Source organism: Nonomuraea sp. NPDC004702 (assembly GCF_053601695.1).
Genome location: NZ_JBSGCE010000067.1, coordinates 24,256 through 49,424, shown reverse-complemented (window position 1 = coordinate 49,424; position 25,169 = coordinate 24,256). Strand labels below are relative to the sequence as shown.

General features: G+C 73.4%; 25 protein-coding genes and 1 pseudogene. 13 read left to right on the top strand and 13 right to left on the bottom strand.

Going from position 1 to position 25,169, the window contains the following annotated elements:
- On the bottom strand, positions 1 to 714 hold a 714-nt coding region (locus tag ACWEJ6_RS44995; protein WP_452431555.1), incomplete at its 3' end, for a helix-turn-helix transcriptional regulator.
- Between the two features lie 95 nt (positions 715 to 809).
- Here ACWEJ6_RS44995 and ACWEJ6_RS44990 point away from each other — a divergent pair.
- Positions 810 to 1,208 (top strand): VOC family protein, encoded by a 399-nt coding sequence (locus tag ACWEJ6_RS44990; RefSeq protein ID WP_452431554.1) that lies wholly within the window; start codon positions 810 to 812, stop codon positions 1,206 to 1,208.
- A gap of 21 nt (positions 1,209 to 1,229) precedes the next feature.
- Here ACWEJ6_RS44990 and ACWEJ6_RS44985 read toward each other — a convergent pair whose 3' ends face one another.
- Positions 1,230 to 2,099, bottom strand: a complete 870-nt coding sequence (locus ACWEJ6_RS44985; protein ID WP_364335167.1) for an arylamine N-acetyltransferase family protein — start codon at positions 2,097 to 2,099, stop codon at positions 1,230 to 1,232.
- Positions 2,100 to 2,308: 209 nt separating this feature from the next.
- Here ACWEJ6_RS44985 and ACWEJ6_RS44980 point away from each other — a divergent pair, with 209 nt between their 5' ends.
- Genes ACWEJ6_RS44980 through ACWEJ6_RS44970 form a run of 3 tightly spaced genes read left to right on the top strand, consistent with a single transcriptional unit; the run spans position 2,309 to position 5,390 of the window.
- Positions 2,309 to 2,986 (top strand): FkbM family methyltransferase, encoded by a 678-nt coding sequence (locus tag ACWEJ6_RS44980; RefSeq protein WP_358295545.1) that lies wholly within the window; start codon positions 2,309 to 2,311, stop codon positions 2,984 to 2,986.
- Complete coding sequence (locus ACWEJ6_RS44975; protein WP_452431553.1) at positions 2,986 to 3,750, top strand: enoyl-CoA hydratase/isomerase family protein; 765 nt, start codon at positions 2,986 to 2,988, stop codon at positions 3,748 to 3,750. Before ACWEJ6_RS44980 ends, ACWEJ6_RS44975 begins: the two co-directional genes overlap by 1 nt.
- A complete protein-coding gene (locus ACWEJ6_RS44970; RefSeq protein ID WP_452431552.1) occupies positions 3,747 to 5,390 on the top strand; it encodes a CoA-transferase in 1,644 nt (547 codons plus the stop codon). Before ACWEJ6_RS44975 ends, ACWEJ6_RS44970 begins: the two co-directional genes overlap by 4 nt.
- Positions 5,391 to 5,506: 116 nt before the next feature.
- On the opposite strand, the gene ACWEJ6_RS44965 is transcribed toward ACWEJ6_RS44970, so the two are convergent.
- Both ACWEJ6_RS44965 and ACWEJ6_RS44960 read right to left on the bottom strand, forming a co-directional pair.
- Positions 5,507 to 6,718, bottom strand: a complete 1,212-nt coding sequence (locus ACWEJ6_RS44965; RefSeq protein ID WP_452431551.1) for a kynureninase — start codon at positions 6,716 to 6,718, stop codon at positions 5,507 to 5,509.
- Positions 6,715 to 7,500 carry a tryptophan 2,3-dioxygenase gene (locus ACWEJ6_RS44960; RefSeq protein ID WP_364335157.1) on the bottom strand — a complete coding sequence of 262 codons (786 nt, stop codon included), beginning with the start codon at positions 7,498 to 7,500 and terminating at the stop codon, positions 6,715 to 6,717. The genes ACWEJ6_RS44965 and ACWEJ6_RS44960 overlap by 4 nt, the downstream gene beginning before the upstream one ends.
- 239 nt (positions 7,501 to 7,739) lie before the next feature.
- Between ACWEJ6_RS44960 and ACWEJ6_RS44955 the strand changes: the two genes are divergently transcribed.
- On the top strand, positions 7,740 to 9,023 hold the full coding sequence (locus tag ACWEJ6_RS44955; RefSeq protein ID WP_397157938.1) for an acyltransferase family protein: 1,284 nt from the start codon (positions 7,740 to 7,742) through the stop codon (positions 9,021 to 9,023).
- Between the two features lie 6 nt (positions 9,024 to 9,029).
- Here ACWEJ6_RS44955 and ACWEJ6_RS44950 read toward each other — a convergent pair whose 3' ends face one another.
- Positions 9,030 to 9,401 carry a DoxX family protein gene (locus ACWEJ6_RS44950; RefSeq protein ID WP_387673419.1) on the bottom strand — a complete coding sequence of 124 codons (372 nt, stop codon included), beginning with the start codon at positions 9,399 to 9,401 and terminating at the stop codon, positions 9,030 to 9,032.
- 98 nt (positions 9,402 to 9,499) lie between these two features.
- Positions 9,500 to 10,450, bottom strand: coding sequence for an NADP-dependent oxidoreductase (locus ACWEJ6_RS44945; protein WP_452431550.1), 951 nt, complete (start codon positions 10,448 to 10,450; stop codon positions 9,500 to 9,502).
- 100 nt (positions 10,451 to 10,550) lie between these two features.
- Between ACWEJ6_RS44945 and ACWEJ6_RS44940 the strand changes: the two genes are divergently transcribed.
- On the top strand, positions 10,551 to 11,258 hold the full coding sequence (locus ACWEJ6_RS44940; protein WP_452431549.1) for a TetR/AcrR family transcriptional regulator: 708 nt from the start codon (positions 10,551 to 10,553) through the stop codon (positions 11,256 to 11,258).
- 10 nt (positions 11,259 to 11,268) lie between these two features.
- On the opposite strand, the gene ACWEJ6_RS44935 is transcribed toward ACWEJ6_RS44940, so the two are convergent.
- The 3 genes and pseudogenes from ACWEJ6_RS44935 to ACWEJ6_RS44925 form a co-directional block, all read right to left on the bottom strand.
- On the bottom strand, positions 11,269 to 11,439 hold the full coding sequence (locus ACWEJ6_RS44935) for a hypothetical protein (RefSeq protein ID WP_452431548.1): 171 nt from the start codon (positions 11,437 to 11,439) through the stop codon (positions 11,269 to 11,271).
- Positions 11,440 to 11,456: 17 nt separating this feature from the next.
- Positions 11,457 to 11,804, bottom strand: a pseudogene (locus ACWEJ6_RS44930) (class I SAM-dependent methyltransferase); the annotation flags it as partial.
- 53 nt (positions 11,805 to 11,857) lie between these two features.
- Positions 11,858 to 13,024, bottom strand: a complete 1,167-nt coding sequence (locus ACWEJ6_RS44925) for an MFS transporter (RefSeq protein WP_452431547.1) — start codon at positions 13,022 to 13,024, stop codon at positions 11,858 to 11,860.
- A 104-nt stretch (positions 13,025 to 13,128) separates the two neighbouring features.
- On the opposite strand from ACWEJ6_RS44925, the gene ACWEJ6_RS44920 reads away from it, so the two are divergent.
- Positions 13,129 to 14,112 (top strand): GlxA family transcriptional regulator, encoded by a 984-nt coding sequence (locus ACWEJ6_RS44920; RefSeq protein ID WP_452431546.1) that lies wholly within the window; start codon positions 13,129 to 13,131, stop codon positions 14,110 to 14,112.
- 38 nt (positions 14,113 to 14,150) lie between these two features.
- Here ACWEJ6_RS44920 and ACWEJ6_RS44915 read toward each other — a convergent pair whose 3' ends face one another.
- The 4 genes from ACWEJ6_RS44915 to ACWEJ6_RS44900 all read right to left on the bottom strand — a co-directional run bounded on the left by ACWEJ6_RS44915 (position 14,151) and on the right by ACWEJ6_RS44900 (position 18,012).
- Positions 14,151 to 14,603, bottom strand: a complete 453-nt coding sequence (locus ACWEJ6_RS44915; RefSeq protein ID WP_352359900.1) for a DUF1579 family protein — start codon at positions 14,601 to 14,603, stop codon at positions 14,151 to 14,153.
- 61 nt (positions 14,604 to 14,664) lie between these two features.
- Positions 14,665 to 15,072: a DoxX family protein gene (locus tag ACWEJ6_RS44910; RefSeq protein WP_387673411.1), complete on the bottom strand. Its 408-nt coding sequence runs from the start codon at positions 15,070 to 15,072 to the stop codon at positions 14,665 to 14,667.
- Between the two features lie 18 nt (positions 15,073 to 15,090).
- A complete protein-coding gene (locus tag ACWEJ6_RS44905; RefSeq protein WP_452431545.1) occupies positions 15,091 to 16,557 on the bottom strand; it encodes a multicopper oxidase family protein in 1,467 nt (488 codons plus the stop codon).
- 141 nt (positions 16,558 to 16,698) lie between these two features.
- Positions 16,699 to 18,012, bottom strand: a complete 1,314-nt coding sequence (locus ACWEJ6_RS44900; protein ID WP_452431544.1) for an extracellular solute-binding protein — start codon at positions 18,010 to 18,012, stop codon at positions 16,699 to 16,701.
- Between the two features lie 148 nt (positions 18,013 to 18,160).
- Here ACWEJ6_RS44900 and ACWEJ6_RS44895 point away from each other — a divergent pair, with 148 nt between their 5' ends.
- The 6 genes from ACWEJ6_RS44895 to ACWEJ6_RS44870 are packed head-to-tail and all read left to right on the top strand — an operon-like array spanning position 18,161 to position 25,169.
- Positions 18,161 to 19,378: an NAD(P)/FAD-dependent oxidoreductase gene (locus ACWEJ6_RS44895; protein WP_387673403.1), complete on the top strand. Its 1,218-nt coding sequence runs from the start codon at positions 18,161 to 18,163 to the stop codon at positions 19,376 to 19,378.
- Between the two features lie 26 nt (positions 19,379 to 19,404).
- Positions 19,405 to 21,144 carry an amino acid adenylation domain-containing protein gene (locus ACWEJ6_RS44890; protein ID WP_387673400.1) on the top strand — a complete coding sequence of 580 codons (1,740 nt, stop codon included), beginning with the start codon at positions 19,405 to 19,407 and terminating at the stop codon, positions 21,142 to 21,144.
- A gap of 10 nt (positions 21,145 to 21,154) precedes the next feature.
- Positions 21,155 to 21,367 (top strand): MbtH family protein, encoded by a 213-nt coding sequence (locus ACWEJ6_RS44885; RefSeq protein WP_352359912.1) that lies wholly within the window; start codon positions 21,155 to 21,157, stop codon positions 21,365 to 21,367.
- Between the two features lie 3 nt (positions 21,368 to 21,370).
- A complete protein-coding gene (hppD, locus tag ACWEJ6_RS44880; protein WP_452431543.1) occupies positions 21,371 to 22,459 on the top strand; it encodes a 4-hydroxyphenylpyruvate dioxygenase in 1,089 nt (362 codons plus the stop codon).
- Positions 22,456 to 23,808, top strand: a complete 1,353-nt coding sequence (locus ACWEJ6_RS44875) for a condensation domain-containing protein (RefSeq protein WP_387673394.1) — start codon at positions 22,456 to 22,458, stop codon at positions 23,806 to 23,808. Before hppD ends, ACWEJ6_RS44875 begins: the two co-directional genes overlap by 4 nt.
- Before the next feature lie 5 nt (positions 23,809 to 23,813).
- Positions 23,814 to 25,169, top strand: coding sequence for a nucleotide disphospho-sugar-binding domain-containing protein (locus tag ACWEJ6_RS44870; protein ID WP_452431542.1), 1,356 nt, complete (start codon positions 23,814 to 23,816; stop codon positions 25,167 to 25,169).

Sequence of the window (25,169 nt, the reverse complement as noted above, 5' to 3'; positions counted from 1 at the left end):
CGAGGCCGCCGGGCCGATCGCGCCGCTCGCGCACCAGATCGCCGTCACCGAGCTGCTGCTGGTCGCCGTGGCGGAGCCGGGCAGGGTGCGGGCGTCCGCGACGCGGTCGAGGCGGAAGGTCCGGTCCTCGCCGAGGCCGGGGTCCTCGCCGGTGACGTACCAGCGGCCCGCGTGGCTGACGATCCCGTACGGGTGCAGCGTGCGCTCACTGCGCCGGCCGGTGCGGTCGGCGTACCGGATCGAGACGGGCCGGCGGTGGCGCACGGCGTCGGCGATCGTGAGCAGGACGGCGGCGTCCGGGCCGGCGGGCCCGCCGGACGGGCCGGTGAAGGCGAGGGATTCCATGAGCGCGTCGAGTCTGCGGACGAGCCGTTCTGGCAGCACCCGGCGGATCTTCGCGGCCGCCGTCTCGCTCGCGGTGTCGCCGGCGTCGCCCGCCGTGCGCCGGTTGGCGATCAGGCCGAGCAGCACGGCCAGGGCCTCGTCGTCGTCGAGCATGAGCGGCGGCAGGCGGTAGCCGCGGGCGAGACGATAGCCGCCGTAACGGCCGCGCACCGACTCGACCGGCAGCCCGAGGTCGACGAGCTGACCGACGTACCGCCGCACGGTACGGCCGTCCACGCCGAGCCGGTCGGCCAGTTCGGCCATCGTCCGGACGCCGCCCGACTGCAACAACTCCAGGAGCGTGAGCACACGACCGGTGGGTGGCGACATGAATACGAGCCTATGGCGAATAGTGGACCGAATCCGTCCAGTATCAGTCGTACCGTGCGGGGTGCCAAGAGCTGCACGAACACTGAAGGAACGTCATGAACTTCGTATCGATCCGCATCATCACCGATGACGTCGCCCGCCTCGCCGGGTTCTACGAGCAGGCCACCGGGACCCCGGCGACCTGGTCCACCGAGGACTTCGCCGAGATCAGGACCGGCACCGCCACGCTGGCGATCGCGGGCACCCGCACCGTCCCGCTGTTCGCCCCGGGCTCCTCCCGTCCGGCCGACAACCACAGCGTGATCGTCGAGTTCCTGGTGGACGACGTGGACCGCGTGTACGAGAACCTGACCGGCTTCGTCACCGACTTCGTCAACGAGCCCACCACGATGCCCTGGGGCAACCGGTCGCTGCTGTTCCGCGACCCCGACGGCAATCTCGTCAACTTCTTCACCCCGGTCACCCCGGCCGCCGTGGCGAGATCCGCCCGCTGATCGGAAGACCAGCGGGCGGGGTCAGGCGGCGGGGGTGCGGCGGCGGGACTGCCAGGACAGGTGGGCGTCGCGGACCTTGGTCCACAGGGCCTCGCGTTCGGCGCCGTTGACGTCGTCGAGGCGCAGCCCGAACACCTCCTCCAGGGCCCCGAACCACTCCCGCCGGGTGGACAGCTCCCGCTCGGTCCTGCCGTCCGCGCCGATCCGGCGCAACATGCAGCCCACCAGGCAGTCGGCGCCCGTCGCGTCGCGCCGCAGCACGACGGCGGCCCGCACCAGCCGGGACTCGGGCGACGTGCACAGGTACGGATGCCACTCCACGAAGTCCCCGGGCTCGGCGGGGGCCCGCTCGACGTCCAGCCCGGCGATCGACCCGCGCGGGTCGTGGTCGAACCGCCAGCCGCCGGGCTCCACGTCCGAGGCGGACAGCCGGAACTCGAACGGCCCCTGCCGGTACGTCCCCGCCCGCAGCGGCAGCGGCTCGTGCAGCCCGTCGCCGAGCCCGATGTCCACCAGCCAGTCCTGCCCGTCGAGGGCGACGGTGAGCGCGAGGTGCGGCGCGAACGACGCCGGCGAGGCGGGCGCCCGGACGGCGGCCTGCACCCCGGCCCGATGCCAGGTGACGTCGTAGCCGAGCGCGGTCAGCAGCGTGGCGAACGCCCCGTTGAGCTGCACGCAGTAGCCGCCGCGCCCGCGCAGCACCCGCTCGACCGACTCGCGCGGGTCCACGGTGATCCGCCGGCCGAGCTGCACCTCCAAGGTCTCGTACGGCACCCGCTCCACGTGCGCGCGGTGCAGGGCGCGCAGCGCCGGGAGCGACGGCTCGCCGGGGTCGCCGACGTCCAGCCGGTCGAGGTAGGCGTTCAGGTCACGGTCACGAGTTCGCCGCATGGGCCCTCCCTTCGGTCGCCGCGTCCATCGTGGTCCGCCGCGCGGCCGTCCCGCACCTCGCGGATTGCTCCTCAGATGACGCTGCGGGGCGGGGATCGGACGGCGGGCGGACGTACCGCGCAATCCACGAGATGCGGCGGCGCGCGGCCGCGACCGACGATGACCACGATGACGCTGCCCTGAGCGGTTCACCGGGAGGAGACGACCAGATGCGCAACCAGACTGTCGCACCGGAGCGGGTGAGCGCCCGATGGGAGGATCACCTGCCCGACCTGCTGGACAAGCTGGGATTGCCGGCCGAAGGGGCGATCCAGGTGGGCGCGCACCGGGGCCAGGAGGTGGAGGCGCTCACCAGGTGCGGGTTCCGCCGCCTGGTCATGATGGAGCCCAACGGCGACCACCTGCCCGCGCTGCGCGAGCAGCTCCGGCTGCACCACCTGGCCGCCGGGCTGCCCGAGCCCGAGCACGGCCACCCGGCCCGCGAGGTCGTGGCGGCGTGCGCCGGCCGGGAACGCGGCCAGGCCACGCTCAACGTCACCCCCTACGACAAGCAGTCCAGCATGCTGCCGCCGCTGCTGCCCATGGCCGTCGTCCGGCAGGACGTCGTCCCGGTGATCCCCGTCAGCGAGGTGCAGCACGGCTGCAACGTGCTGGTGGTGGACGCCCAGGGCGCCGAACTGGAGGTGCTCGCCGGGACCGACCTGAGCCGGCTGCGGCTCGCCGTGATCGAGGGCAGCGTGACGGCCCGCTACAGCGGCGGCTCGACCCTCGACAGCATCGCCGAGCACATGACGGCGCACGGCTGGCGCGAGGTGGCCGCCTGGCCGCACCAGCGTCCCGGCGTCGTGGACGTCGCCTGGCTGGCCCCCTGGCCCACCCCGTTCTGATGGACCGGCCGTCCGACGGGGGCCTGGCGTGCGAGCGCCGCGGGGCGGTGGCCGTCCTGCGGCTCGACCGGCCCCGCGTGCGCAACGCGCTCGGGTCCGGGCTGGTCGCGGCGCTCGGCTCCGCGCTGGCCGAGCTGGACGACGACCCCGGGGTGCGTGCCGCCGTGCTGACGGGCGCGCCGCCGGGGTTCTGCGCGGGTTCGGACCTGAAGGAGCTGTCCGGGATGACGCGTGAGGGCATGGTGCGGCACGAGGCCGACACCGGGCGCGTGGCCAGGGCCGTCCAGCATCTCGGCATCCCCGTGGTGGCCGCCGTCGAGGGCTTCGCGCTCGGCGGCGGCTTCCTGCTGGCCACCGGCTGCGACGTGGTGGTCACCGCCGAGGACGCCCGCTGGCACCTGCCTGAGGTGCGGCTCGGCTGGGTGCCGCCCTGGGGCATCCAGAGCCTGGCCGCCCGGGTCGGACCGGTCGCCGCGCGGCGGCTGGTCTGGGGCGACCGCCCGCTGACCGGCCGCGAGCTGCACGCGATCGGCGGCGCCGACGAGCTGGCCGCGCCGGGGCAGGCGCTGGCGTGCGCGCTGGAGGTGGCGGCGGGGCTCGCCGCGCTGCCCCCGCACGCGGTCGCCTCCGCCAAGCGGGCGCTGACCGACGCGGTGAGCGGGCCCGCCGAGACGCTCGACGCGCGCACGGCCTGGATGTTCGGCGCCGACTGCGCCTCCGCCGCGGCCCGCGAGAGCCTGGCCCGCTTCGGAGCCCGCCCATGACCGCCCGGGACCAGACCCCGCACCAGACCCCGCACCAGGGCCCTGACCAGGGCCCTGAGCTGGTCGCGGGCGGCCGGACGGGCAAGGTGTGCGGGGCGGCCGAGGCCGTCGCGCTCATCGAGGACCACCAGGCCGTCGCCAGCACCGGCGTCATCGGCTGGCTCACCCCCGACGCCCTGCTGGCCGCGCTCGGCGAGCGCTTCGCCGCCACCGGCGCCCCGCGCGAGCTGACCTTCTACTTCCCCTGCGCCACCGGGGACGCCGTCGGCATCGGCGGCATGGACCACGTGGCCAGGAAGGGCCTGATGCGCCGCATCGTGTCCGCCTCGTTCATCAACCCCCGCCACCCGGTGACCGGCGCCCGCCCCGCCCTGACCGAGCTGATCCAGAACGACCTCGTCGAGGCGTACAGCTGGCCGATGGGCGCCGCCATGCACTGGCTGCGCGAGGTGGCCCGGCGCGGCCCCGGCTACCTGACCCGGGTCGGCCTCGGCACGTACGCCGACCCTCGGCACGGCGGCGGCAGGTTCACCCGCCTGGCCCAGGAGGACCTGGTGGAGCTGGTCGAGCTGGGCGGCGAGGAGTACCTGTTCTACCCGTCCTGGCCGCTGCACGCCGGACTGGTCCGGGCGAGCGCCGCCGACCCCGACGGCAACCTGTCCTTCGAGGACCAGCCGCTGTTCTCCAGCGCGCTGGCGATCGCCCTCGCGGTGAAGGCGTGCGGCGGCACCGTGATCGCGCAGGTGTCGCGGATCGTGCCCGCCGGCTCGTCGCCCGCGCGCGAGATGCGTGTGCCCGGGGCGCTCGTCGACCGGGTCGTCGTGGTTCCGGACGCGCCCATGACCACCGGCGTACGGCACGACCCCGGCTACCTCCGGCACGTGCCCGACGCCGTCGCGCGGGTGCCGCGGCTGCCGTCCGGCCCGGACAAGGTGATCGCCCGCCGGGTCGCCAGGGAGGTCAGGCCGGGGGAGACCTCGATCTTCGGGTTCGGCGCCTCCTCCGACGCCGTCCTGGCCATGGCCGAGGACGGCCTGCTGGACGACGGCCGCCTGGACGAGCACCTGTTCACCACCGAGCACGGCTCCTTCGGCGGCATCGTGATGAGCGGCTGGCAGTTCTCGGCGAACTACTCCCCGCGGGCGCTGCTCGACGGGCCCTCGCAGTTCGACTTCATCGACGGCGGCGGCTGCCCGTTCGCCGCGCTCGCCTTCGCCCAGATCGACGCCGAGGGCAACGTGAACGTCAGCCGGTTCGGCGCGGCCAACCCCGGCGCCGGCGGGTTCGTGGACATCGCGCACAACGCCACGCGGCTGGTCTTCGCCGGCACGCTGACCACCGACGGCCTCCGGGTGAGCTGCGCCGACGGCGGGCTGCGGATCCTGGCCGAAGGGCGGGTGCGCAAGCTGGTGCCGCGGGCCGGTCACGTCACGTACCGGCTGGGCGAGGGGGTGCGGCGCGGGCAGTGGGCCCGCGTCGTCACCGAGCGGGCCGTCTTCGACGTCACGGCCGGCGGCCTGGAGCTGGTGGAGCTCGCGCCCGGCGTGGACCTGCGCCGCGACGTGCTCGACCAGATCGGCTTCCCGGTCCGCGTCTCGCCGTCGCTCGTCCCCATGGACCCGGCCCTCTTCCGCCCCTGACCGCCGGCGGGTGCAAGGCCGGGCGGGGCCGGGGGCGGCTGCCCGGCTGTGGTCCGCCGCCCCCTCTGGTTCACGCCGCTCGCCTCGCCCCGGCCGCCCCCGGCCGTCCCTCCGGTTCACGCCGCTCGTCTCGCTCCGGCCGTCGCGCCGGACGGCAGTGAGCGGATCTCCGCGGCGAGCCGGTCCATGGCCGCGTGCAGCAGCGCGTCCGACAGGTACGGCGCCGGCCCGAGCCGCAGGTACTCGCCCCGGCTGTCGGCCTGCACCCCCCGCGCCGCCAGCCCCGCCCGCAGCCGCCCCGCGTACGGCGAGCGCAGCGCCAGGAACCCGCCGAACTCCTCGGGCGCGGCGTCCAGGTCCCGGCTGACCACGTGCGCGGGCGCGCCGATCTCGTCGAAGCGCGCCGCCAGCAGCCCGCGCTGCCGCAGCGACACCGCCCGCAGCACCTGCGGCGTCAGCCCCTGCGCGGCGAAGAAGTCGAACACCCGGGCCGCCCGGTAGTGGCTCACCGGGTCGTAGGTCGCCCCCGCGAACCGGGCCGCCCCCGCCGGGTAGCCGACCCGGCCGCCCGCCCGCGGGTCCTCGGCCAGCTCGGCGAACTCCGAGTACCACCCGGTCACCACCGGCCGCAGCCGGTCGGCGTGCGCCGGCAGCCGCAGCACGCAGTTGCCCTCCCCGAGCTGCAGGTACTTGTACCCGCCCGCCACCACCCAGGCCGAGTCCAGGCCCGCCGTCGAGAACGGCACCACGCCCAGCGCGTGGTAGGCGTCCACCAGCAGCTCGGCCCCCCGCAGGCGGCAGGCGGCGGCGAGCGCGTCCAGCTCCGGCACGATCCTGGCCGTCTCGAACAGCACCGCCGAGACCAGGACGGCGGCCGTGCGCCCGTCGGCCGCCTCCGCCAGCCGCGCGGCCAGCGTGCCCACCGGCTCCGGCGGGACGACCACCACCTCCACACCCTCCTCGGCCAGCCGGGCGAGCTGGCGCCGCAGCGTGTGGAACTCGCCGCCGGAGGTGACCAGCCGGGGCCGGCCGCGCAGGTCCAGCGCCGACAGGAAGCGCAGCACCAGCTCGTGCGTGCTGGACCCGAGGGCCAGCTCGGCGTACGGGTCGCCGAGGAAGAGCCGGAACCCCTCCCTGACCCGGTCGGCCTTCTTGAACGCGGCGGCCCACTTGTCGTCCACGTCCCTGGCGGCGTCGTCGAACGCCTCGATCTGCCCGGCCAGCGCCACGTCCGGCCAGGCCTGGTGGGAGTGACCGGTGAGCAGCAGCCGGTCCGCCGCGCGGAAGGCCGAGTAGTGCGGCGCCAGACGTCCCGAGATGTCGTTCATGCCATGCTCCTGACCGCCCACAGGTCCGGGAACGACGGCGTCAGCGAGGCCCGCAGGTACGCCCCGCCGCTGGAGCCGCCGGTGCCCGGCCGGGCGCCGATGGTGCGCTCGACCATCTTCAGGTGCCGGTACCGCCACTCCTGGAGGCATTCGTCCAGGTCCACCAGGCGCTCGCAGAGCTGGGCCGCGCCGGTGTCGTCCCGGTAGACCCGCAGCAGCAGGTCCTGCACCGATTCCGACGGCTCCAGCGGCAGCCGCACGTCGCGGTGCAACCGGTCCTGCGGCACCTCGTAGCCGCGCAGGTACAGGTACGTCAGCAGCGAGTCGTACAGCGTGGGCCTGGCCATCGCCGCCTCGATCCGGGCGCGGGCCGGGGTGCCCTCGGCCTGGCCGAGCAGCATGCGCTCGTCGCGCCGGCCCAGCACCGCCTCGATCTCGCGGAACTGCGCCGACTGGAAGCCGCTGCTGGTGCCCAGCTTGCCGCGGAAAGCGGCGAACTGGAACGGCGTCATCGTCTCCATGACGTCCATCTGGGAGACCGCGAGCCGCATCAGCTTCAAGGACCGGTGCAAAGTCCGCATGGCGTGCGCGGTGAATCCGCCGGCGAGTTCGAGTTGCAGCTCGGCGAATTCGTGCAGCAATTGTTTGAACCACAGCTCGTACACCTGGTGGACGATGATGAACAGGGTCTCGTCATGGCTCTCGGAAACCGGTCGCTGCGCCGTGAGGATCTCCTCCAGCGCCAGGTAGGACGAGTACGTCAGAACGGTGTCTTCTCTCATGGACCCAACGATGCGCGCCCCGGGGAACGGGCGACAGGCCATTCCCGGGCAGCTACCTGCCCCGCCGGGACCGCTTCCTGCAATTCGCCGGAAACGCATTTCGGAAGATGTGGAAAAGGCCGTCCGGCGGCACGGGGAATTCAGCACGACACGAGATGCGGCCGCCCGCGGCCCCGCGTGACGATGGCGCCGAGGGGGCGCCGAGCCCCATCAGCGAGCGAACTGCGAGGAAACATGCCATGACCTCACCGGAGATCATCAAGAGGGGCGGCCCCGGCAAACGTGCCCCTCGGCTCGACGGGCTGCGCGGATATCTGGCACTGGGCGTGATCGTGGTGCACGTCGCCTTCGCCGCCGGCGTCATCGGCTTCTACGACAAACCGTCCGTCGGCATCTGGCCCGTGCTGATCCAGGGTCTCAACGTGCTGCTGCCGCCCTTCTTCGTGATGTCCGGCCTGCTGTTGTACCGGCCGTTCGCCAGGGCGACGATCGTCGGCACGCCGCGTCCTGAGCTCAAGGGCTACCTGATCAAGCGCATGCTGCGGATCCTGCCCGCGTACTGGCTGGTGGCCGTGGCGGCGCTGCTGCTGCTCAACCTCAAGAGCGTCGACGGCCTCTGGTACGTGCTCAGCCCCCTGCTGCTCATGCACTACTACGTGCCGGGCCCCGAGGCGGGCTACGCCGGGCTGGAGCCCACCTGGACCGTGCCCGCCGAGGTCACCTTCTACCTGGCGCTGCCCATCCTGGCCTGGATCTTCGACCGGTACGCCAGGAAGGCCGCCGACCCCGGCGCCAAGGCCCGCCGCCTGCTGGTCCCGCTGGGCGTCTTCGTGCTCGTCGGCCTGGCCTGGACCGCGTACACGCACCTGGAGTCGATGGGCCCCTTCCCGTACGAGTACTTCTGGGTGATCGGCTTCACCGGCTTCCTGGCCATCGGCATGGGCCTGGCCATCCTGTCGGCGTACGCGGAGGCCAAGGACACCACGCCCGCCTTCTACCGCCTGGTGGCCCGCCGGCCGCTGCTGTTCTGGCTGGGCGCGGCCGTCGTCTACGTGATCAACTGCATCCGGCCGTTCGGCAAGCCGGGCATGGCCGACTACGCCACCGTGCCCGAGGCGATGGCCGAGATGGTGCTGTTCCTGATCTTCGCGCTGCTGGTCATCGCCCCGGTGGTGGTGCCCGGCGTGCACTCGAAGGTCATCGACGCGGTGCTCACCAACCGTCCGATGCGCTTCTTCGGCCGCATCTCCTACGGCGTCTACCTGTGGCACTTCATCCTGCAGTACCTCTGGCTGCAGAACGGCAGCGTCTTCGGCGCGCCGCCGGTGCCGATGCCGATGGTGATGGGCAAGTCCGGCTTCTGGGAGCTGCTGGCGGTGGTGCTCGTGGGCACGGTCGCCGTCGCGACGGTCAGCTACTACCTGGTCGAGCTGCCCGCGATGCGGCTGCGCGAGCGCCTGGTGGCCCGGCGCGCCGAGACCGAGCCGCGCCGCCCGGCCGAGAGCCCGCGCGTCCCGGTCTAGCGCTGCTCAGAAGGGGTGAGGTCCGAAGCGCCCCCAGGCGACGAACGCGGCCAGCAGGAACAGGATCGCGTTGACGGCGATCGCGCCGGGCTCCTTGCGGCGGACGTGCACGAGCGCGGCCGGCACCATCACCACGGCCAGGCCGGCCGCGGCCAGCGGGGTCAGGGCGGGCGCGACGCCGGTGACCGCGGGCAGGATCAGCCCGAGCGCGCCGGCCAGCTCGGTGAGGCCGATGAGACGGACGGCGCCGGCGGAGAAGTCCTCGGCCCAGGGCAGTCTGGGCTCCAGCTTCTCCTTGGGCTGGGTGGACTTGGTGAGTCCGGCGAGCCCGAACAGGAGGGCCAGCACGGCCTGCACGATCCACAGGGCGATGTTCATCACGGGTTCCTTCGCGGAAGGGGGGTGGCCGGGGCGAGGGGCCCCGGCGTGGCCGGTCGAGGGGTGAGGACGGTTCCGGGACTTCAGGGCCGGGGACGTCAGGAGCAGGTGACGGCGATCTTGCCGAGGGTGCCCGCGCGGAAGGCGGCGAACGCCTCGGGGGCCTGCTCCAGCGGGTAGGTGGCGGTGACCGGCACGCGCAGCGCACCGGCCGTGACCCGGGCGGCCAGCTCGCTCAGGGTCCGCGGGTTCGGGTCGGCCATGACGGTGTGCACGGTGATCGCGGCGCCCGGGACAGCCCCCTGGACGGCGTCCTGGGTCAGGCCGAGGGTCGAGGCGAGCCGGCCGCCGCCGCGCAGCAGTCCCGCCAGCTCGGCGCCGTCACCCGCCAGGTGCAGCACGGCGTCCACGCCCGCCGGGGCCAGCGCGCGGACCTGGGCGGGCAGGTCGCCGCCGTGGTCGACGAGCTCGACCTCGGCGGCGGTGAGCCCGGTGACGAAGTCGGCCTCGGCGCCGGGACGGGCGGTGGCGATCACCCGGACGCCGCGGGCGGCGGCCAGCTGCACGGCCAGCGCGCCCACGCCGCCGGTGGCGCCGGAGATCAGCACCGTCTCGCCCTCGGTCAGGGCCACGGCGTCGAGACTGTCCAGCGCCGCGGTGCCGGCCAGGCCCAGCGCGCCCGCCTCCGCGGCGGCCAGCCCCTGGGGGAGCGGGGCGATGCCGTAACCGGCGGACACGGTCACGTACTCGGCCATCGAGCCGGGGCCGAGAAACGGCTTCATCACCACGCCGAAGACCGGCTGCCCGACGGCGAAGCCCTCGGCGCCTTCGCCGAGCGCCTCGACGGTGCCGGCGAAGTCCTTGCCCACCACCAGCGGGAACCGGTGCTCCATCATCTGCTGCAGATAGCCGGCGGCCACGGCCAGGTCGAAGCCGTTGACCGCGGAGCCGGTGACCTTCACCAGCACCTCGCCGGCCTCCGGCCGGGGGACGGGCAGGTCGGCCAGGGCCGGGTCGGCGGGGACGGAGTTCAGCATGACAGCACGCATGAGCTGCACCTCTCAGAAAAGTGGAACGGGCTACCCGTTTCGTGCTGCCCAGCGTAACAAGAAAAATGGGTAGGTCGTTCCACTTGGGTAGGATGGAGGCATGGATCATCCCGCCGACGCCTCCGCGCCCTCCGGCGAGCAGCCCGGGCCGGGCCTGCGCGCCGACGCCGAACGCAACCGCGAACGCATCGTGGCCACCGCCCGCCGCCTGTACGCCAGCCACGGCCTCGGCGTCTCCATGGCCTGCATCGCCCGCGCCGCCGGGGTCGGCAAGGCCACCCTGTCGCGCCGCTTCGCCACCCGCGAGGAGCTCATCAACGCCGTCTTCGCCGACCGCATGGACGCCTACGCCGCCGCCGTCGCCGAGGCGCTGGCCGACCCCGACCCGTGGCACGGCTTCGTCGGCTACGTCCGGGCCGTGTGCGCCATGCAGGCCGCCGACCGCGGCTTCGCCGACGTGCTGGCCATGACCTTCCCCGCGGCCAAGGCCCTGGAGAAGCGCCGGGCCGCGGCCTACCAGGGCTTCCTCGACCTCATCGAGCGCGCCAAGGCCACCGGCCGGCTGCGGGCGGACTTCACCGACCAGGACATGGTCATCCTGCTGATGGCCAACGCCGGTGTCATCGCCGCCACCGGCGACGCCGCCCCGGACACCTGGCGCCGCCTCGTCGGCCAGATGCTGCGCGCCTACGCCGCCCCCGGCGCCGACCTGCCCCCGCTGGAGCCGACCCCCGCGCCCACCGCCCTGTACCGGGCCATGGTCCGCCTCACCCGCCCCGCCCCCGGCCCGGACGGCGACCTGGGGTGAGCGGCCGGGGTCAGCGGGGGCGGGTGGCGGTGGCGCTGACCCACGCCTGGGCGAACATCGCGCCCGGGTCGGCGGCCCACGCGCGCAGCCGGTCGGCGTGGGCGGGCTGCTCCGCCAGTAGGCGGCGACGGCGTCGTCCAGGGGAGGGCTGAGCAGGAAGCCGCCCCAGTCGGGGCTGCACAGGCCGACCGTGCCGCCGGGCCGCAGGACCCGGTGGATCTCCGCCAGCGCGCGCGCCGGATGGGCCAGGTGTTCCATCAGGGCGTGCGAGAAGACGCGGTCCACCGAGCGGTCCGCCAGCGGGATGTCGTAGCAGGACCCCTCCTGGAACCGGACGTTCCGCAGGCCCCGTCGCCGGGCCGACGCACGCGCGCCCGTGAACTGGGCCACGTGCTGGTCGAGACCCAGCACGTGGCCCGGTGCGACGGCGGCGGCGAGGTCGTTGGTGATGGTGCCGGGCCCGCACCCCAGGTCCAGCAGCGACGTCCCCGGCGCGAGATGCGGCAGGAAGAAGTCCGCGTGCGTCGCGGCGCGCCTGGCGGCCATGAAGTCGACCGCGAAGGAGTCATGACCGGGCGTGTAGCGCTCGACGTCGGGAGTCATCGGCCGACCGCCTCCTTGGCGCGTGCGTCGATCGCTCCCGAGCAGAGCGCGAGGGCGAGCCCGGCGGCGGCCAGCACGGCGCCGACGGTGCTGGGGCTGGTGTAGCCGAACCCGGCGCTGATCATCAGCCCGCCGAGGAACGCGCCGAGCGCGTTGGCCACATTGAACGCCGACAGGTTCAGCGCGGAGGCGAGGGTGGGGGCGCCGGCGGCCTTGTCCAGGATGCGCATCTGCAGGGCGGGGACGGTCGCGAAGCCGAACAACCCCAGCAGGAACAGCGTGCAGGCGGCGAGGATCCTGCTGTGCGCCGTCACCACGAACAGGCTCAGCACGACGGTGAGCCCGGCGAGGAACACGTACAGGCTGGGCATGAGCCGGCGTCCGGCGAAGTGGCCCGACAGCAGGTTGCCCGCGGCCATGCCCAGGCCGAAGACGACCAGCAAGGCCGTCATGCTGCCGCTGCTGAAACCCGCGACCTGGGTCATCATCGGGGCGACGTAGGTGAAGGAGGCGAAGACGCCGCCGAAACCGGCCGTCGTCACCGCCATCGCGAGCCAGACCTGCGGCCGGCGCAGGGTCGACAACTCCGAACGCAGCCCGGCCTCGCCCCCGGGACGCAGCCGACCCGGCACCAGCGCCGCGATGCCCGCGAGGGACGACACGCCGAGCGCGGCGATCGCCCAGAACGTGGCGCGCCAGCCGGCGGCCTGTCCCAGCCAGGTCACCAGCGGCACCCCGGCCACGTTCGCCAGGGTGAACCCGCCGAACATGATCGACATCGCCCGTCCGCGGCGTTCCGGCGGCACGAGCTCGGCCGCCACCACCGACCCGACCCCGAACAGCGCACCCTGCGGGACACCCGCGACCACCCTGGCCGCCATCAGCAGGCCGTAGCCCGACGCGACCGCCGAAAGGACGCTGCCCGCCGTCAGCAGCGCCGCGACGATCAGCAGGGTCGTGCGACGCGGCAGGCGGGCCGAGACCGCGGTCAGCAGCGGCGCCCCCACGATCACGCCTGCGGCGTACCCGCTGATCAGCACGCCGGCGGCCGGGATCGACACCCCGACCCCCGTGGCGACCTGCGGCAGCAGGCCCATGATGGCGAACTCCGAGGTTCCGACGGCGAAACCCGCGACGGCCAGGGCCAACAGAGCCAGCGGCATGGCATTGCGCTCCTCATCTCATCCGGGACGAACGCCTCCAGCCTGGCCGCCGGGCCCGTCGAGCCGTGAGTGGCAGAAACGCACATGTGGGATAGTTTTCCGCCATGCGCAGTGTGGGGATCCTGGTCACCGAGCACGTCCGCGTCTTCGACTACGCCGTGGCCGCCGAAGTCTGGGGCCTGGACCGGACCGATCGCGGCGTCCCGGCGTTCGACCTGCGCACGTGCGGGCCGCGCGGCCCCGCGCTGCCCATGGGCCCGGGCGTGACCTGCGTCCCCGATCACAGCCTGGACGGCCTGGACGAGTGCGACCTGGTGGTCGTTCCCGGCGTCCAGGACCCGGCCCGGCCCGTCCACCCGGACGTGATCACCGCGCTTCGCGCCGCGCACGACCGTGGCGCGACCGTCGCGTCCCTGTGCTCGGGGGCGTTCGTGCTGGCCGCCGCGGGCCTGCTGGACGGCCGCAGGGCCACCGCCCACTGGCTCGACGCCGAGCAGCTCGCGCAGCGCCACCCCGAGGTGAGCGTCGACCCCGGCGTGCTGTTCGTCGGGGACGGCACCGTGTGGACCTCGGCGGGCGTGGCCGCGGGCATCGATCTGTGCCTGCACCTGGTCCGCCGCGACCACGGCGCCGCCGCCGCGGCCGAGATCGCCCGCACCATGGTCACCGCGCCGTTCCGGTCAGGCGGCCAGGCGCAGTTCATCACCCGCCCCGTCCCCGCCGGGGGTGGGCCGTCCGACAGCCTGACCGGCCTGCGCGAACGCATGCTCGACGACCTGGCCCACCCATGGACCGTCCCGGAGCTGGCGAACTTGGCCCGCATGTCCGAGCGCAGCTTCGCCCGCCGGTTCGTCCAGACCACCGGCGACACGCCCCTGCAGTGGCTGCTGACCCAGCGCGTCCTGGCCGCCCAGCACCTGCTGGAGGTCAGCGAGCTGCCCATCGCCGCCATCGCCCACCGCTGCGGTTTCAGCACTCCGCTGACCCTGCGCCACCACTTCACCCGCCACGTCGGCCTGCCGCCGCGCGACTACCGCCTGGCCTTCGGCAGGCGACCTGAGGCGGAACGCGACAGCCCGGCGAGGTAGCCGGGCCGGCCAGGACGCCACGACACCGGGATGCCGCGCTAGCCCGCCCGGGTCATGGTGGCCTCGTAGCCGCCGCCCGGCCACTCCCACCGGCCGCTGATGGTCCGGCCGTCCTCGCTGAAGGCGCCGCTGAACCCGGCCGGCGAGCCTTCCGCGCCGAACCAGATGTTGAGGTCGCGCCCGTCGAGCTTCCACACGTAGACGAAGTTGTTGCCGGTGCTGTCGAAGTAGTGCGAGCGCAGCGCGCCGCTCTCGGGGTCGTGGCCGATGTACTCCACGCCGGTCATCGTGCCGCCGCCGTGGCTCATCTCGACGCGCTGGACGAGGAAGAAGCCGCCGTCCATCCACTCGAAGACGAGCCGGCCGCCGGTCGCCTCGCCGGTGCCGAAGTCCTTGCCCGTCATCTCCCACGTGCCGACCAGCGGCTGCAGGGTCTGCAGCGAGGGGTCGGGGGTGGGCAGCTGGTTCTGCGGGTTGGCGGTCTCTGTCATGTTCCCTCCACGGGACAGGTCGATGCCCGGTACGCCGATCGCGTACCGGGCGGGGGTGAGCTCACTTGGCGCCGAAGAACGCCTTGACGCGGGACCAGCGGCCCCAGACGACCAGTGCCAGGACGACCAGCAGGACGGCCTCGATCACGGGGACGCCGCCCAGCACGATCGCGTTGGTGCCGGCCGCGCCGATCATCAGGCCGATCAGCGCCAGCGCGGCCACGCCGGTCAGACGCGGGATCAGCAGCCCGATCGCGCCGGCGATCTCCAGCACGCCGACCACGTAGCGGAACCACTGGCCGGCGCCGATGTCGTCGAACATGGCGACCATGGTCGGGTCGCCGGCGAGCTTGAGCACGCCGCCCAGGCCGACCTGGAACGCCAGAAGGACCTGGGCGACCCAGAGGGCGATGTTGACGCCGCGGCCGGTGGACCGGCCGACGGCGGACGTGCTGTTCGTGGTGCTCATGCAGTCCTCCTTGAGGAACTAGTTGATGATCTCCATCTGGCCCATCATCCCGATGGCCGAGTGCTCCAACATGTGACAGTGGTAGACGTATCGCCCCAGGTAGTCGCCGAAGCTGGCCTGGAAGCGCACGGTCTCGCCCGGCTGGATGAGCACCGTGTCCTTCCATCCCGCCTCGCCCGGCTGCGGCGGCGTGCCGTCGCGGTCCAGGATCCGGAACTGGGCGAGGTGGGTGTGGAAGTTGTGCGGGACGCCGAAGCCCGAGCCCCCGACGTTGGTGTCGGAGTTGGTGACCTCCCAGACCTCGCTGGTTCCCCGCTTGACCTGCATGTCCACCCGGTTGGCGTCGAACGCCTGATTGTTGATCAGGGCCTGGATGTTGACCGGGTCCAGGCTGAGGGTGAGCTGCCGGGTCTGCGTGGCCGCGGCCAGCGGGACCATCGCGCGCAACTGGCTGGGCACGCGGCTGCGGTCGACGGCCGGCCGTACGACGTCGAAGCGGAGCACGGACCCGCTCACGTCCTCCAGCGTGATCTGCGTGCCCAGCGGGAACGCGCCGAAGTCGATCACGACCTCGGCCCGCTCGCCCGAGGAGAGCACCAGCTTGGACGTCGGCACCGGCGCCGCCAGCAGGCCGCAGTCGGTGGCGATCTGCGTCATCTGGGCGCCGTTGCTCAGCGACAGCTCGAAGATCCGGTGCGTGGAGCCGTTGAGCAGGCGCAGCCGGTACTTGCGGGCCGCGACCTTGAAGTACGGCTGGGCCTTGCCGTTGGCGATCAGCGTCGGCCGGTTGTAGGGGTCGGCCGGGTCGAAGACGAGCCCGCCCTGGTCGTCGAAGAGCGCGTCGCGCAGCAGGATGGGCACGTCGTAGGCCCCGGACGGCAGGCCGAGCTGCTGCTCGTCGGCGCCCTCGACCAGGTAGAAGCCGTGCATGCCGCGGTAGACGTGCTCGGCCTCCATGTGGTGGGTGTGGTCGTGGTACCACAGCGTGGCGCCGGCCTGGGCGTTCGGGTAGTCGTAGGTCTTCGACCTGCCGTCGGCGATCAGGTCCATCGGGTACCCGTCGCTGGCCGCCGGCACGCGGCCGCCGTGCAGGTGCACGTTCGCCTCGTGGCCGAGCCTGTTGTCGAAGGTGACCAGCGCCCTGCGGCCCTGCCGGGCGCGGATGGTGGGGGCGGTGAACTGGCCGCCGTACGTCAGCACGGGCGTGCTCACGCCCGGCAGGATCTCGGTGGTCGCCTGCTGGATGGACAGCCGGTAGAAGTCGATGCCCGGCAGGGTGGCCACGGGGGCCAGCACCGGGGGCACCGGCATCGCGACGCTGAACGGCGCCGCGGTGGCGCCGGTGCGAACCGCGGGGACCCGGCCCCCGTGGTCGTGCATGCGCATCATGTGCTGTTGCTGCGCCTGCTGTTCCGGCTCGCCGAACAGCCCGCGGGACACCGGGGTGAGCGCGGCGCCTCCTGCCAGGCCACCGAGAACGATCAAGCGCCGTCGGCTTAACATACGGGAACTCCCATCGCCATGTCCGAGCGTGGCATCGCCCGCCGGCACGGTCTTCTTCTGAAGTGCTCACTTCACGGGCGGATGCCGTGGGAGCGGTGCCGCCGCCCGGAAGGCGGCGGTGGTTCAGCCCACCGACAGGCGGCGCGGGGTGCGCCCGTCCAGGCAGTCGGCGTTGTAGGCGTCGAGCAGGCTCTGAGCCCGCTGGGACGCGTCGGCGAAGCAGTCGTCGGGGTCGGCGCCGTCCAGCACCCGGGCCATGGCCTGCGTCATCAGGTCCTGGATCCCGGCGAAGTCCCCGAGCACCGCGCCCAGCGCGGCGGGCGAGCCGTCGGCCGCGCGGAGCTGGGCGGTCGCGGCCCGGTGCACCGGGTGCCGGTCGAACCAGCCCTCCTCCTCCAGCAGGCCGGCCGCGGCCCCGGTGACCGGCAGGAAACCGGCCTCCCGGTGCCACCGCGCCGCGTTGCCCGCGCTGAGCAGGTGCTGGACGAACGCCAGCGCGCCGTCCCGCCGCTCCGGCGGCAGCCCGTCGGTCAGCCAGAGCGCCTGGCCGGAGACCAGGTGCCCGGCGCGCGGCAGACTCTCGTTGTGCGGCAGCGGGCTCGCCGTCACCTCGAACCCGGACTCCCGCCCGCGCTCGGCGATCATGCCGGCCACCACCGAGGACGCGATCGTGAACGCCACCCGCTGCCCCAGGAACGCCCCCAGCGCCGGACCCCAGTCACCGGGCTCGCCCGCGCGCAGGTAGTGGCCCTCGGCGTGCAGGCGCCGCCACCAGGCGGCGTAGGCCAGCAGCTCCTTGGAGGCCAGGTCCACCCGTCCGGCGCGGCCGGCGCGGCCGTTGTCGTGGTCGGCCAGCAGGCCGCCCTGCCCGGCGACGGCCTGCTGGAACAGCCAGCCGTGGTTGGCCCAGGAGACGCCGTGCGGCGGGCCGCCGGGCAGCGCCCGTACGGCGGCGCAGGCGCGCTCCAGCTCCTCCCAGGTGCGCGGTGGCGCGTCGATCCCGGCCGCGCGGAGCAGGGTGGCGTTGGTGAGCAGCACCGCCGTGGTCGCCGTCGCGGGCGCGGCGACGAGCTCGCCGCGGTAGGTGTAGTGGCCGCGGACGGCCGGTTCGAGGTCGGCGAGCACGACCGGCTCGCCGAGGATCTCCGCGCGTCCCCCGACGGCGCGCTCGATCGGCGTGAACAGCGGCGCGCCGGAACGCGCCCGGGTGTCCAGCGCGAGCCGGGTGGCCGTGGCGTAGTACTCCGCCAGGTCCGGCGGCTCGCCCCGGCCGGCCGCGCGGGCCACCTCGGCGGGCAGCTCACGGAAGCCGTGCCCGGTGATCTCGATCCGGAGGTCCGGGTGCGCGGCCTCGAAGTCGGCGGCCATCCTCCTGATCGGGCCCAGGTAGTCCGGCAGGGGATGCTCGGCGATCCAGACGCTGATGACCGTTCTCATTCGCCTCATGATGAGCGCGGCCACCCTGCCGCACATCTTGTGAAATGCGGTGTTTCGTGAGCTCAGACAGCAATTCAAAGGATGTGGGCCCCGCGACGTGAATGTGACCCTGACTGCGAGTCGCAGAGCGGCGAAACGGAGGAGCACGGTGATCAACACTCATGACGAGTTCGACGTTGTCGTGATCGGCGGAGGCCCTGGCGGCTCGGGTACGGCGGGACTGCTGGCCCAGCGCGGGCACCGGGTTCTGGTGCTGGAGCGGGAGAAGTTCCCGCGCTACCACATCGGCGAGTCGCTGATCACGGGGTCCATGCCCACGCTGGAGGAGCTGGGACTGAAGGACCGGCTCGACCAGATGGGGTTCGTCAAGAAGTACGGCGGCACCCTGTTGTGGGGCAGGAACCAGGGCACCTGGGACTTCCGCTTCGCCGAGGCGTCCAACTATGAATACGCCTACCAGGTGCGCCGTGCCGACTTCGACGCCCTCCTGCTGGCCAGGGCCAGGGAGCTGGGCGCGACGGTGTTCGAGGAGGCCACGGTCAAGGACCTGGTGTTCGACGGCGACCGCGTCACCGGCGTCACGTACACGGTGAAGGGCGACGCCGAGCAGCGCACCGCCCGCTGCCGCCTGCTGATCGACGCCACCGGGCAGCAGCACCTGCTGGCCCGCCGCTTCGACCTCATCGAGTACCACGACGACCTGCGCAACATCGCGGTCTGGTCGTACTGGCAGGGCTGCAAGCGCTACGGTGGCACGCGCTTCGGCGACACCGTCACCGAGAACCGCCCCGCGGGCTGGTTCTGGTTCATCCCCCTGCACGACGGCACGGTGAGCGTCGGCTACGTCACCCCCATCGAGGAGTACAAGAAGTCCGGCAAGAGCCTGGAGGACCTGTACGCCTCGGAGCTGGCCGCCGCCGAGGAGGTGCGGGCCCTGACCGAGGGCGCCACCCGGGTCAGCGGCTTCCGCAGCATCCGCGACTGGTCCTACACCTGCACCCGCTTCCACGGCCCCGGCTGGGCCCTGGTGGGCGACGCGGCGGCCTTCATCGACCCGCTGCTGTCCACCGGCGTCGGCCTGGCGCTGCGCGGCGCCCACGGGCTGGCCGGCGCGGTGGACGAGATCCTCGCCGACCCGGCCTCTGAGGAGGCCGTGCTGGCCCGCTACGAGAAGGACTACCGCGAGTTCCTGAACTCCCTGCTGGACTTCGTGCGCTTCTTCTACGACCGCACCAAGCACAAGGAGGAGTACTGGGACAGGGCGCAGAAGACCCTCGACCCCAGCAAGCTCCGCCCCCGCAAGATCGACTTCGCCACGATGCTCTCGGGCGTCTCCGGCATCCACGCCATCTTCCACGACGACTGAGGAACCCGTTGATGTCGCCTACAACTGTGCACGGACACGTCGCCGAGCAGGCCAGGCGCACGCCCGACGCGGTCGCGGTGTCGGCGGGCCCGGTGCGGCTGACCTACCGGGAGCTCGACGAGCGGGCCAACCGCCTCGCCCACCGCCTGCGCGGGCTCGGCGCCGGCCCCGAGACGCCGGTCGCGGTGCTGATGGAGCGCTCGGCCGAGCTGGTCGTCACGCTCCTCGCGATCCTCAAGACGGGCGGCTGCTACCTGCCCGTCCACAGCGCCTACCCGGCCGACCGCCGGCAGTGGATCGTCGACTCGTCCGGGACGCCCGTCCTGGTCGCCGACCGCGCCAAGGCCGCCGCGGGCCTGCCGTCGGCCCCCGCGACCCTGCTGGCCGACGACGACCCCGCCACCGCGCAGCAACCGGCCACGGCGCCGGACGTCGCCGCCGGCCCGGACGACCTGGCCTACGTCATCTACACCTCGGGCTCGACCGGGCACCCCAAGGGCGTCGCGGTCACCCACTGGGACGTGCTCGGACTGGCCCTCGACCCCTGCTGGGACACCGGCGCCCACGAACGCGTCCTGATGGTCGCGCCGTACGCCTTCAACGTCTCGACGTACGAGCTGTGGGTGCCGCTGCTGCACGGCGGCACGATCGTCGTGGCGCCGCCCGGCGAGCCGGACCTCGACACCCTGCGCCGGCTGATCCGCGAGGAGCGGATCACCGGGCTGCACCTGACCGCCGGCCTGTTCCGCGTCGTGGCCGAGGAGGGGGCGGACTGCCTGGCCGGCGTCCGCGAGGTGCTCACCGGCGGCGACGTGATCGTGCCCGCCGCCGTCCGCCAAGTGCTGGCCGCCTGCCCGGGGACGACCGTGCGGGCCATGTACGGCGCGACCGAGGTGACCCTGTTCTCCACCCACGCGCCCCTGACCGCCGGCACCGAGCTGGGCACCACCGTGCCGGTCGGCGGCCCGATGCGGGACGTGCGGCTCTACGTGCTCGACGACCGCCTCAGCCCGGTCCCCGGCGACCTGGAGGGCGAGCTGTACATCGCGGGCAGGGGAGTGGCCCGGGGCTACTACGGCCGTCCCGACCTGACCGCCGAGCGCTTCGTCGCCGACCCGTTCGGCGGGCCCGGCGAGCGCATGTACCGCACCGGCGACCTGGTCCGGCGCAACGACGACGGGCAGATCGAGTTCATCGGGCGGGCCGGCGACCAGGTCAAGATCCTGGGCTTCCGGGTGGAGCTGGCCGAGGTGGAGGCCGTGCTGGCCGGCTATCCCGGGCTGGCGCACGTCGCCGTCGTGGCCGGGCAGTCGCGGCAGGGCGACAAACGCCTGGTCGCCTACGTCGTGCCGGCCGCCGAGGCCCCCGACCCCGCCGCGCTGCGCGCCCACGTGCGCACGTCGCTGCCGGACTACATGGTGCCCACCGCGTTCGTCGTGCTGGACGCGCTGCCCCTGACCGCCAACGGCAAGGTGGACCGCGCGGCCCTGCCCGACCCCGACACCGAGCCCGGCTCGGCCTACCGCGCGCCGCAGAACCCCCGCCAGGAGGTCCTGTGCACGGTGTTCGCCGAGGTGTTCGGCGTCGAGCGGGTCGGCGTGGACGACAGCATCTTCGACCTGGACGTCCAGTCGCTGCTGGCGATGCGGCTGGTCAGCCGGATCCGCGCGGCGCTCGGCGTGAACCTGTCCATCGGCGACCTGTTCGACGCGGCGACCGTGGCCGGCCTGGACGAATGGCTAGAGGCCGGCGCGCGCACCCAGTGAGAGGGACGAGATGAGCAACCCATTCGACGACCGGGACGCGGCCTTCCGCGTGCTGGTGAACCACGAGGGCCGGCACTGCCTGTGGCCCGCCTTCGCCGACGTGCCCGCGGGATGGGAGGTCGCCTTCGGCCCCGCCGTCCGCGACGCCTGCACCGAGTACGTCACCGCCCACTGGACGGACCTGCGCCCGCGCGGTCTCGCCGCCCGGACGGACGCCGGATAGCCCATGACCACCACGACGATCTTCGACGACCTGCGCCTGGACCACATCGGCTTCTACGTCGGCGACCTGGACGGCGAGACCGCCCGGCTGACCGGCTCCCTGGGCCTGGCGGCCTACGCCACCGCCCAGGACGGCCGGGCCCGCGCGGCGGCCCTGGGCGCGAACCGGATCAGGTTCGTGCTCACCCAGCCGCTGGCCGCCGACCACCCCGGCGCCGGCTACCTCGACCGGCACGGCGACGGCGTGTCCGACATCGCGCTGGGCGTGCCCGACGCCGCGGCCGCCTACCACGAGGCGGTGCGGCGCGGCGCCCGTCCGGTCTCGGCCCCCGCCGGGCGCGACGGCTTCGTCACGGCCGCCGTCCACGGCTTCGGCGACGTGCTGCACACGTTCGTGCAGCGCCCGGCCGGGGCGCGGGAGCGCGCGCTGCCCGGCTTCCGCGACACCGGGCCACGGCCGGCCGGTTCCGCACTCGGGCTGCGGGAGGTGGACCACCTGGCCGTGTGCGTCCCGGCCGGGGAGCTCGACGCCACCGTCGAGTGGTACCGGCGGGTCCTCGGCTTCGACCTCACCTTCGCCGAGCGCATCGCCGTCGGCTCGCAGGCCATGACCACCAAGGTCGTGCGCAGCCGCGGCCGCGGCGAGGTGACGTTCACCCTGATCGAGCCGGACGTGACCAGGACGCCCGGCCACATCGACGAGTTCCTGCGCGACCACGGCGGCGCGGGCGTGCAGCACCTGGCGCTGGCCGCCGCCGACATCGTGACCGCGGTGGAGGGCACCGCGGCCCGCGGGGTGGAGTTCCTGACCGCCCCCGACGTCTACTACAGCCTGCTCGCCGAACGGGTCCGGCCGGTGAAGTACCGGCTGGAGGACCTGGCCCGGCTCGACATCCTCGTGGACGAGGACCACGACGGGCAGCTCTACCAGATCTTCGCCCGCTCCACCCACCCCCGAGACACCTTCTTCTTCGAACTCATCGAGCGACTGGGCGCCCGCAGCTTCGGCAGCGGCAACATCAGCGCCCTCTACCGGGCCGTGGAGCTCCAGCGCAGCGGCCGACGCGATGCCCGCACGGAGGCGGCAGCATGACCATTTCCCCGCCGGCGATCCGGTACCCCCTGTCCTACACCCAGCACTTCCTGCGCCTGTTCGACCAGGGCGACGCCCAGGGGCCCTTCAGCGCCCGCTACAACATCGTCGTCGGCTGGCGCCTGCGCGGCCGCATCGACGTCGACACCCTCCAGCTCGCCATGGACGACGTCGCCGACCGGCACGACGCGCTCAACATGACGATCACCCGGGGGGAGGGGGAGGCGTACCAGGTGCGGCAGCCGTCCGCGCCGGCCCGGCTGCTCGTGGTCGACCTGCCGGCCGCCGCCCCCGAGGAGCGCGCGCTGCGGGCCGAGGAGCTGCTCACCGAGGTCGAGGCCGGCTCCTACAGCCTCCAGGAGCTGCCGCACCTGCGCGCCATCCTCGGCCGGTTCGACGACGAGGACGCGGTGCTGGCGCTGATCGTGCACCACACCGCGGGCGACGGCTGGTCCATGCAGCTGCTCATCCGCGACATCGTCACCCGCTACGCCGAGCGCCGCGGCCACGCCGTGCCGCCGCTGCCCGAGCCCCGGCCCTACCACGAGTACGCCGGCCGGCAGCAGGAGCAGGCCGGCAGCGCCGAGACCCAGGCCGCCCGCGACTTCTGGGCAGAGCGGCTGCGCGGGGCGCGCATGCTGGCCGTCCCCACCGACCACGCCAGGTCGGCCGGGCTGGCCAAGCTCTGCCCGGTCCACCGGTTCTCGCTGCCCAAGGACGTCTCCGCCCGGGTGATCAGCTACGCCAGGACGATGCGCAGCTCGCCGTTCATGGTGCTGCTGGCGGCCTACAACGTGCTGCTCAGCCGGATCACCGGGGCCACCGACCTGGTCGTCCCGGTGATCAGCTCCGGACGCGGGCAGCCGGAGTTCCAGGAGACCGTGGGGCCGTTCTTCAACTTCCTGCCGCTGCGCACCGGCCTCGACGGCTGCGCCACCTTCCGGCAGGTCGTCGAGCGCTCCCGCCGGACCTGCATGGACTCCTACGCCAACGAGATCCCGTTCCTGCAGATCGTGGCCGAGGCGCCCGAGCTGATGGCCGACGCCGCGCTGGAGAGCAAGGCGCTGTGCGCCCTCCAGGTCTGGCAGTTCGCCACCGGCATGGACGGCGAGCGCGTCGGCGACCTGGAGATCGCCGAGGTCCGCGAACGCCTGCTGGACCAGCCCAACGGCACCGACATCCCCGACGGCGCGCTGCTCACCTTCGACATCGCCCCCTCCGGCGAGATCTTCGGCAACTTCGCCTACAACAGCAACCTGTTCACCGAGAGCACGATCGTGACGATGGTGGCCGACTTCGGCGAGATCCTGCGCGCCGGCCTGGCCGCCCCCGACTCGCCTCTGGAGTGATCGCCATGCGCGTGATGTTCACCGTCTTCCCCGCGACGGCGCACTTCCTGCCGATCGTGCCCTACGCCTGGGCGTTGCAGGCGGCCGGGCACCAGGTGGTGGTGGCGGCCCCGCCGGGCGTCGACACCGGGGTCTCGGTGCCCGACTTCCACCGGTCGGTGAACGCGGCCGGGCTGACCGCGGTCTCCTGCGGCGCGCCCGAGCCGCTGTCGGTGCACGACCGCGGCTACCCCGGGTTCGCCGGGCTGATCCCGACGATCGAGGAGTCGGAGCGCCTGGTCGCCGCGCTCGGCATCACCGAGGCGGAACGCCCGCCCTGGGATGTCTTCTACCACTTCGCGCTGCTGACCATGCGCAACTACCATCCGCCGGAGCCCCGCCAGGACGTGCGGGCCGTCGTCGAGTTCGCCCGCGAGTGGCGGCCCGACCTCGTCCTGTGGGACCCGTGGTTCCCGTGCGGCGCGGTGGCGGCCCGGGCCTGCGGCGCCGCCCACGCCCGTACGCTGCTGGCCCCCGACTACACCGCCTGGGCCGCGGACAAGTTCGCCGGCAGCGGCGAGCGGAACCCCATGACCGGGGTGATCGGCCCGCTGGCCGACAGGTACGGCGTGACCGTCGACGACAACCTGCTGCTCGGCGACTGGACGGTGGACCCGTTCCCGCCCGGGATGAGCCTGCCCACCCCCGGCGTGCGCCGCCTGCCCGTCCGGTACGTCCCCTACACCGGGGCGAGCGTCGTCCCCGAGTGGCTGCGCCGACCGCCGGAGCGGCCGCGGGTGGCGATCTCGCTGGGCGTGTCGATGCGCACGTTCTTCAAGGGCGACTGGGGGCGCACCGCCAAGCTGATGGAGGCCGTGGACGGCCTGGACGCCGAGGTCGTCGCCACCCTGGACGCCAACCAGCTGCTCGACCTGGACCGCCCGCTGCCCGCCAACGTGCGCGTGTTCGACTACGTGCCGCTGGACCAGCTCCTGCCGACCTGCTCGGCGATCATCCACCACGGCTCGATCGGCACCTTCGCGGCCGCCTCGGCCATGAACGTGCCGCAGGTCGTCTGCGACACCGACGAGCACAACCGGCTCGTCGGCACCCCCGTCGAGGGCGGCATCGACTGGCAGCTCCAGTGCCAGAAGCAGCTCACCTCGACCCGAACCTCCCGGTACGTCACCACGCGCGGCGCCGGCGTGCGGATCAACCACCAGACGCAGTCCGCGGCCGAGATCCGCGACGAGCTGCTGCGCGTGCTGAAGGACCCCTCGTTCACCAAGGGCGCGGCCGCCATCCACGAGGACTGGCTGGCCACGCCGAGCCCGACCGACATCGTCGCGGAGCTGGAGCGGCTGACCGCCGCCGCCCGGTAG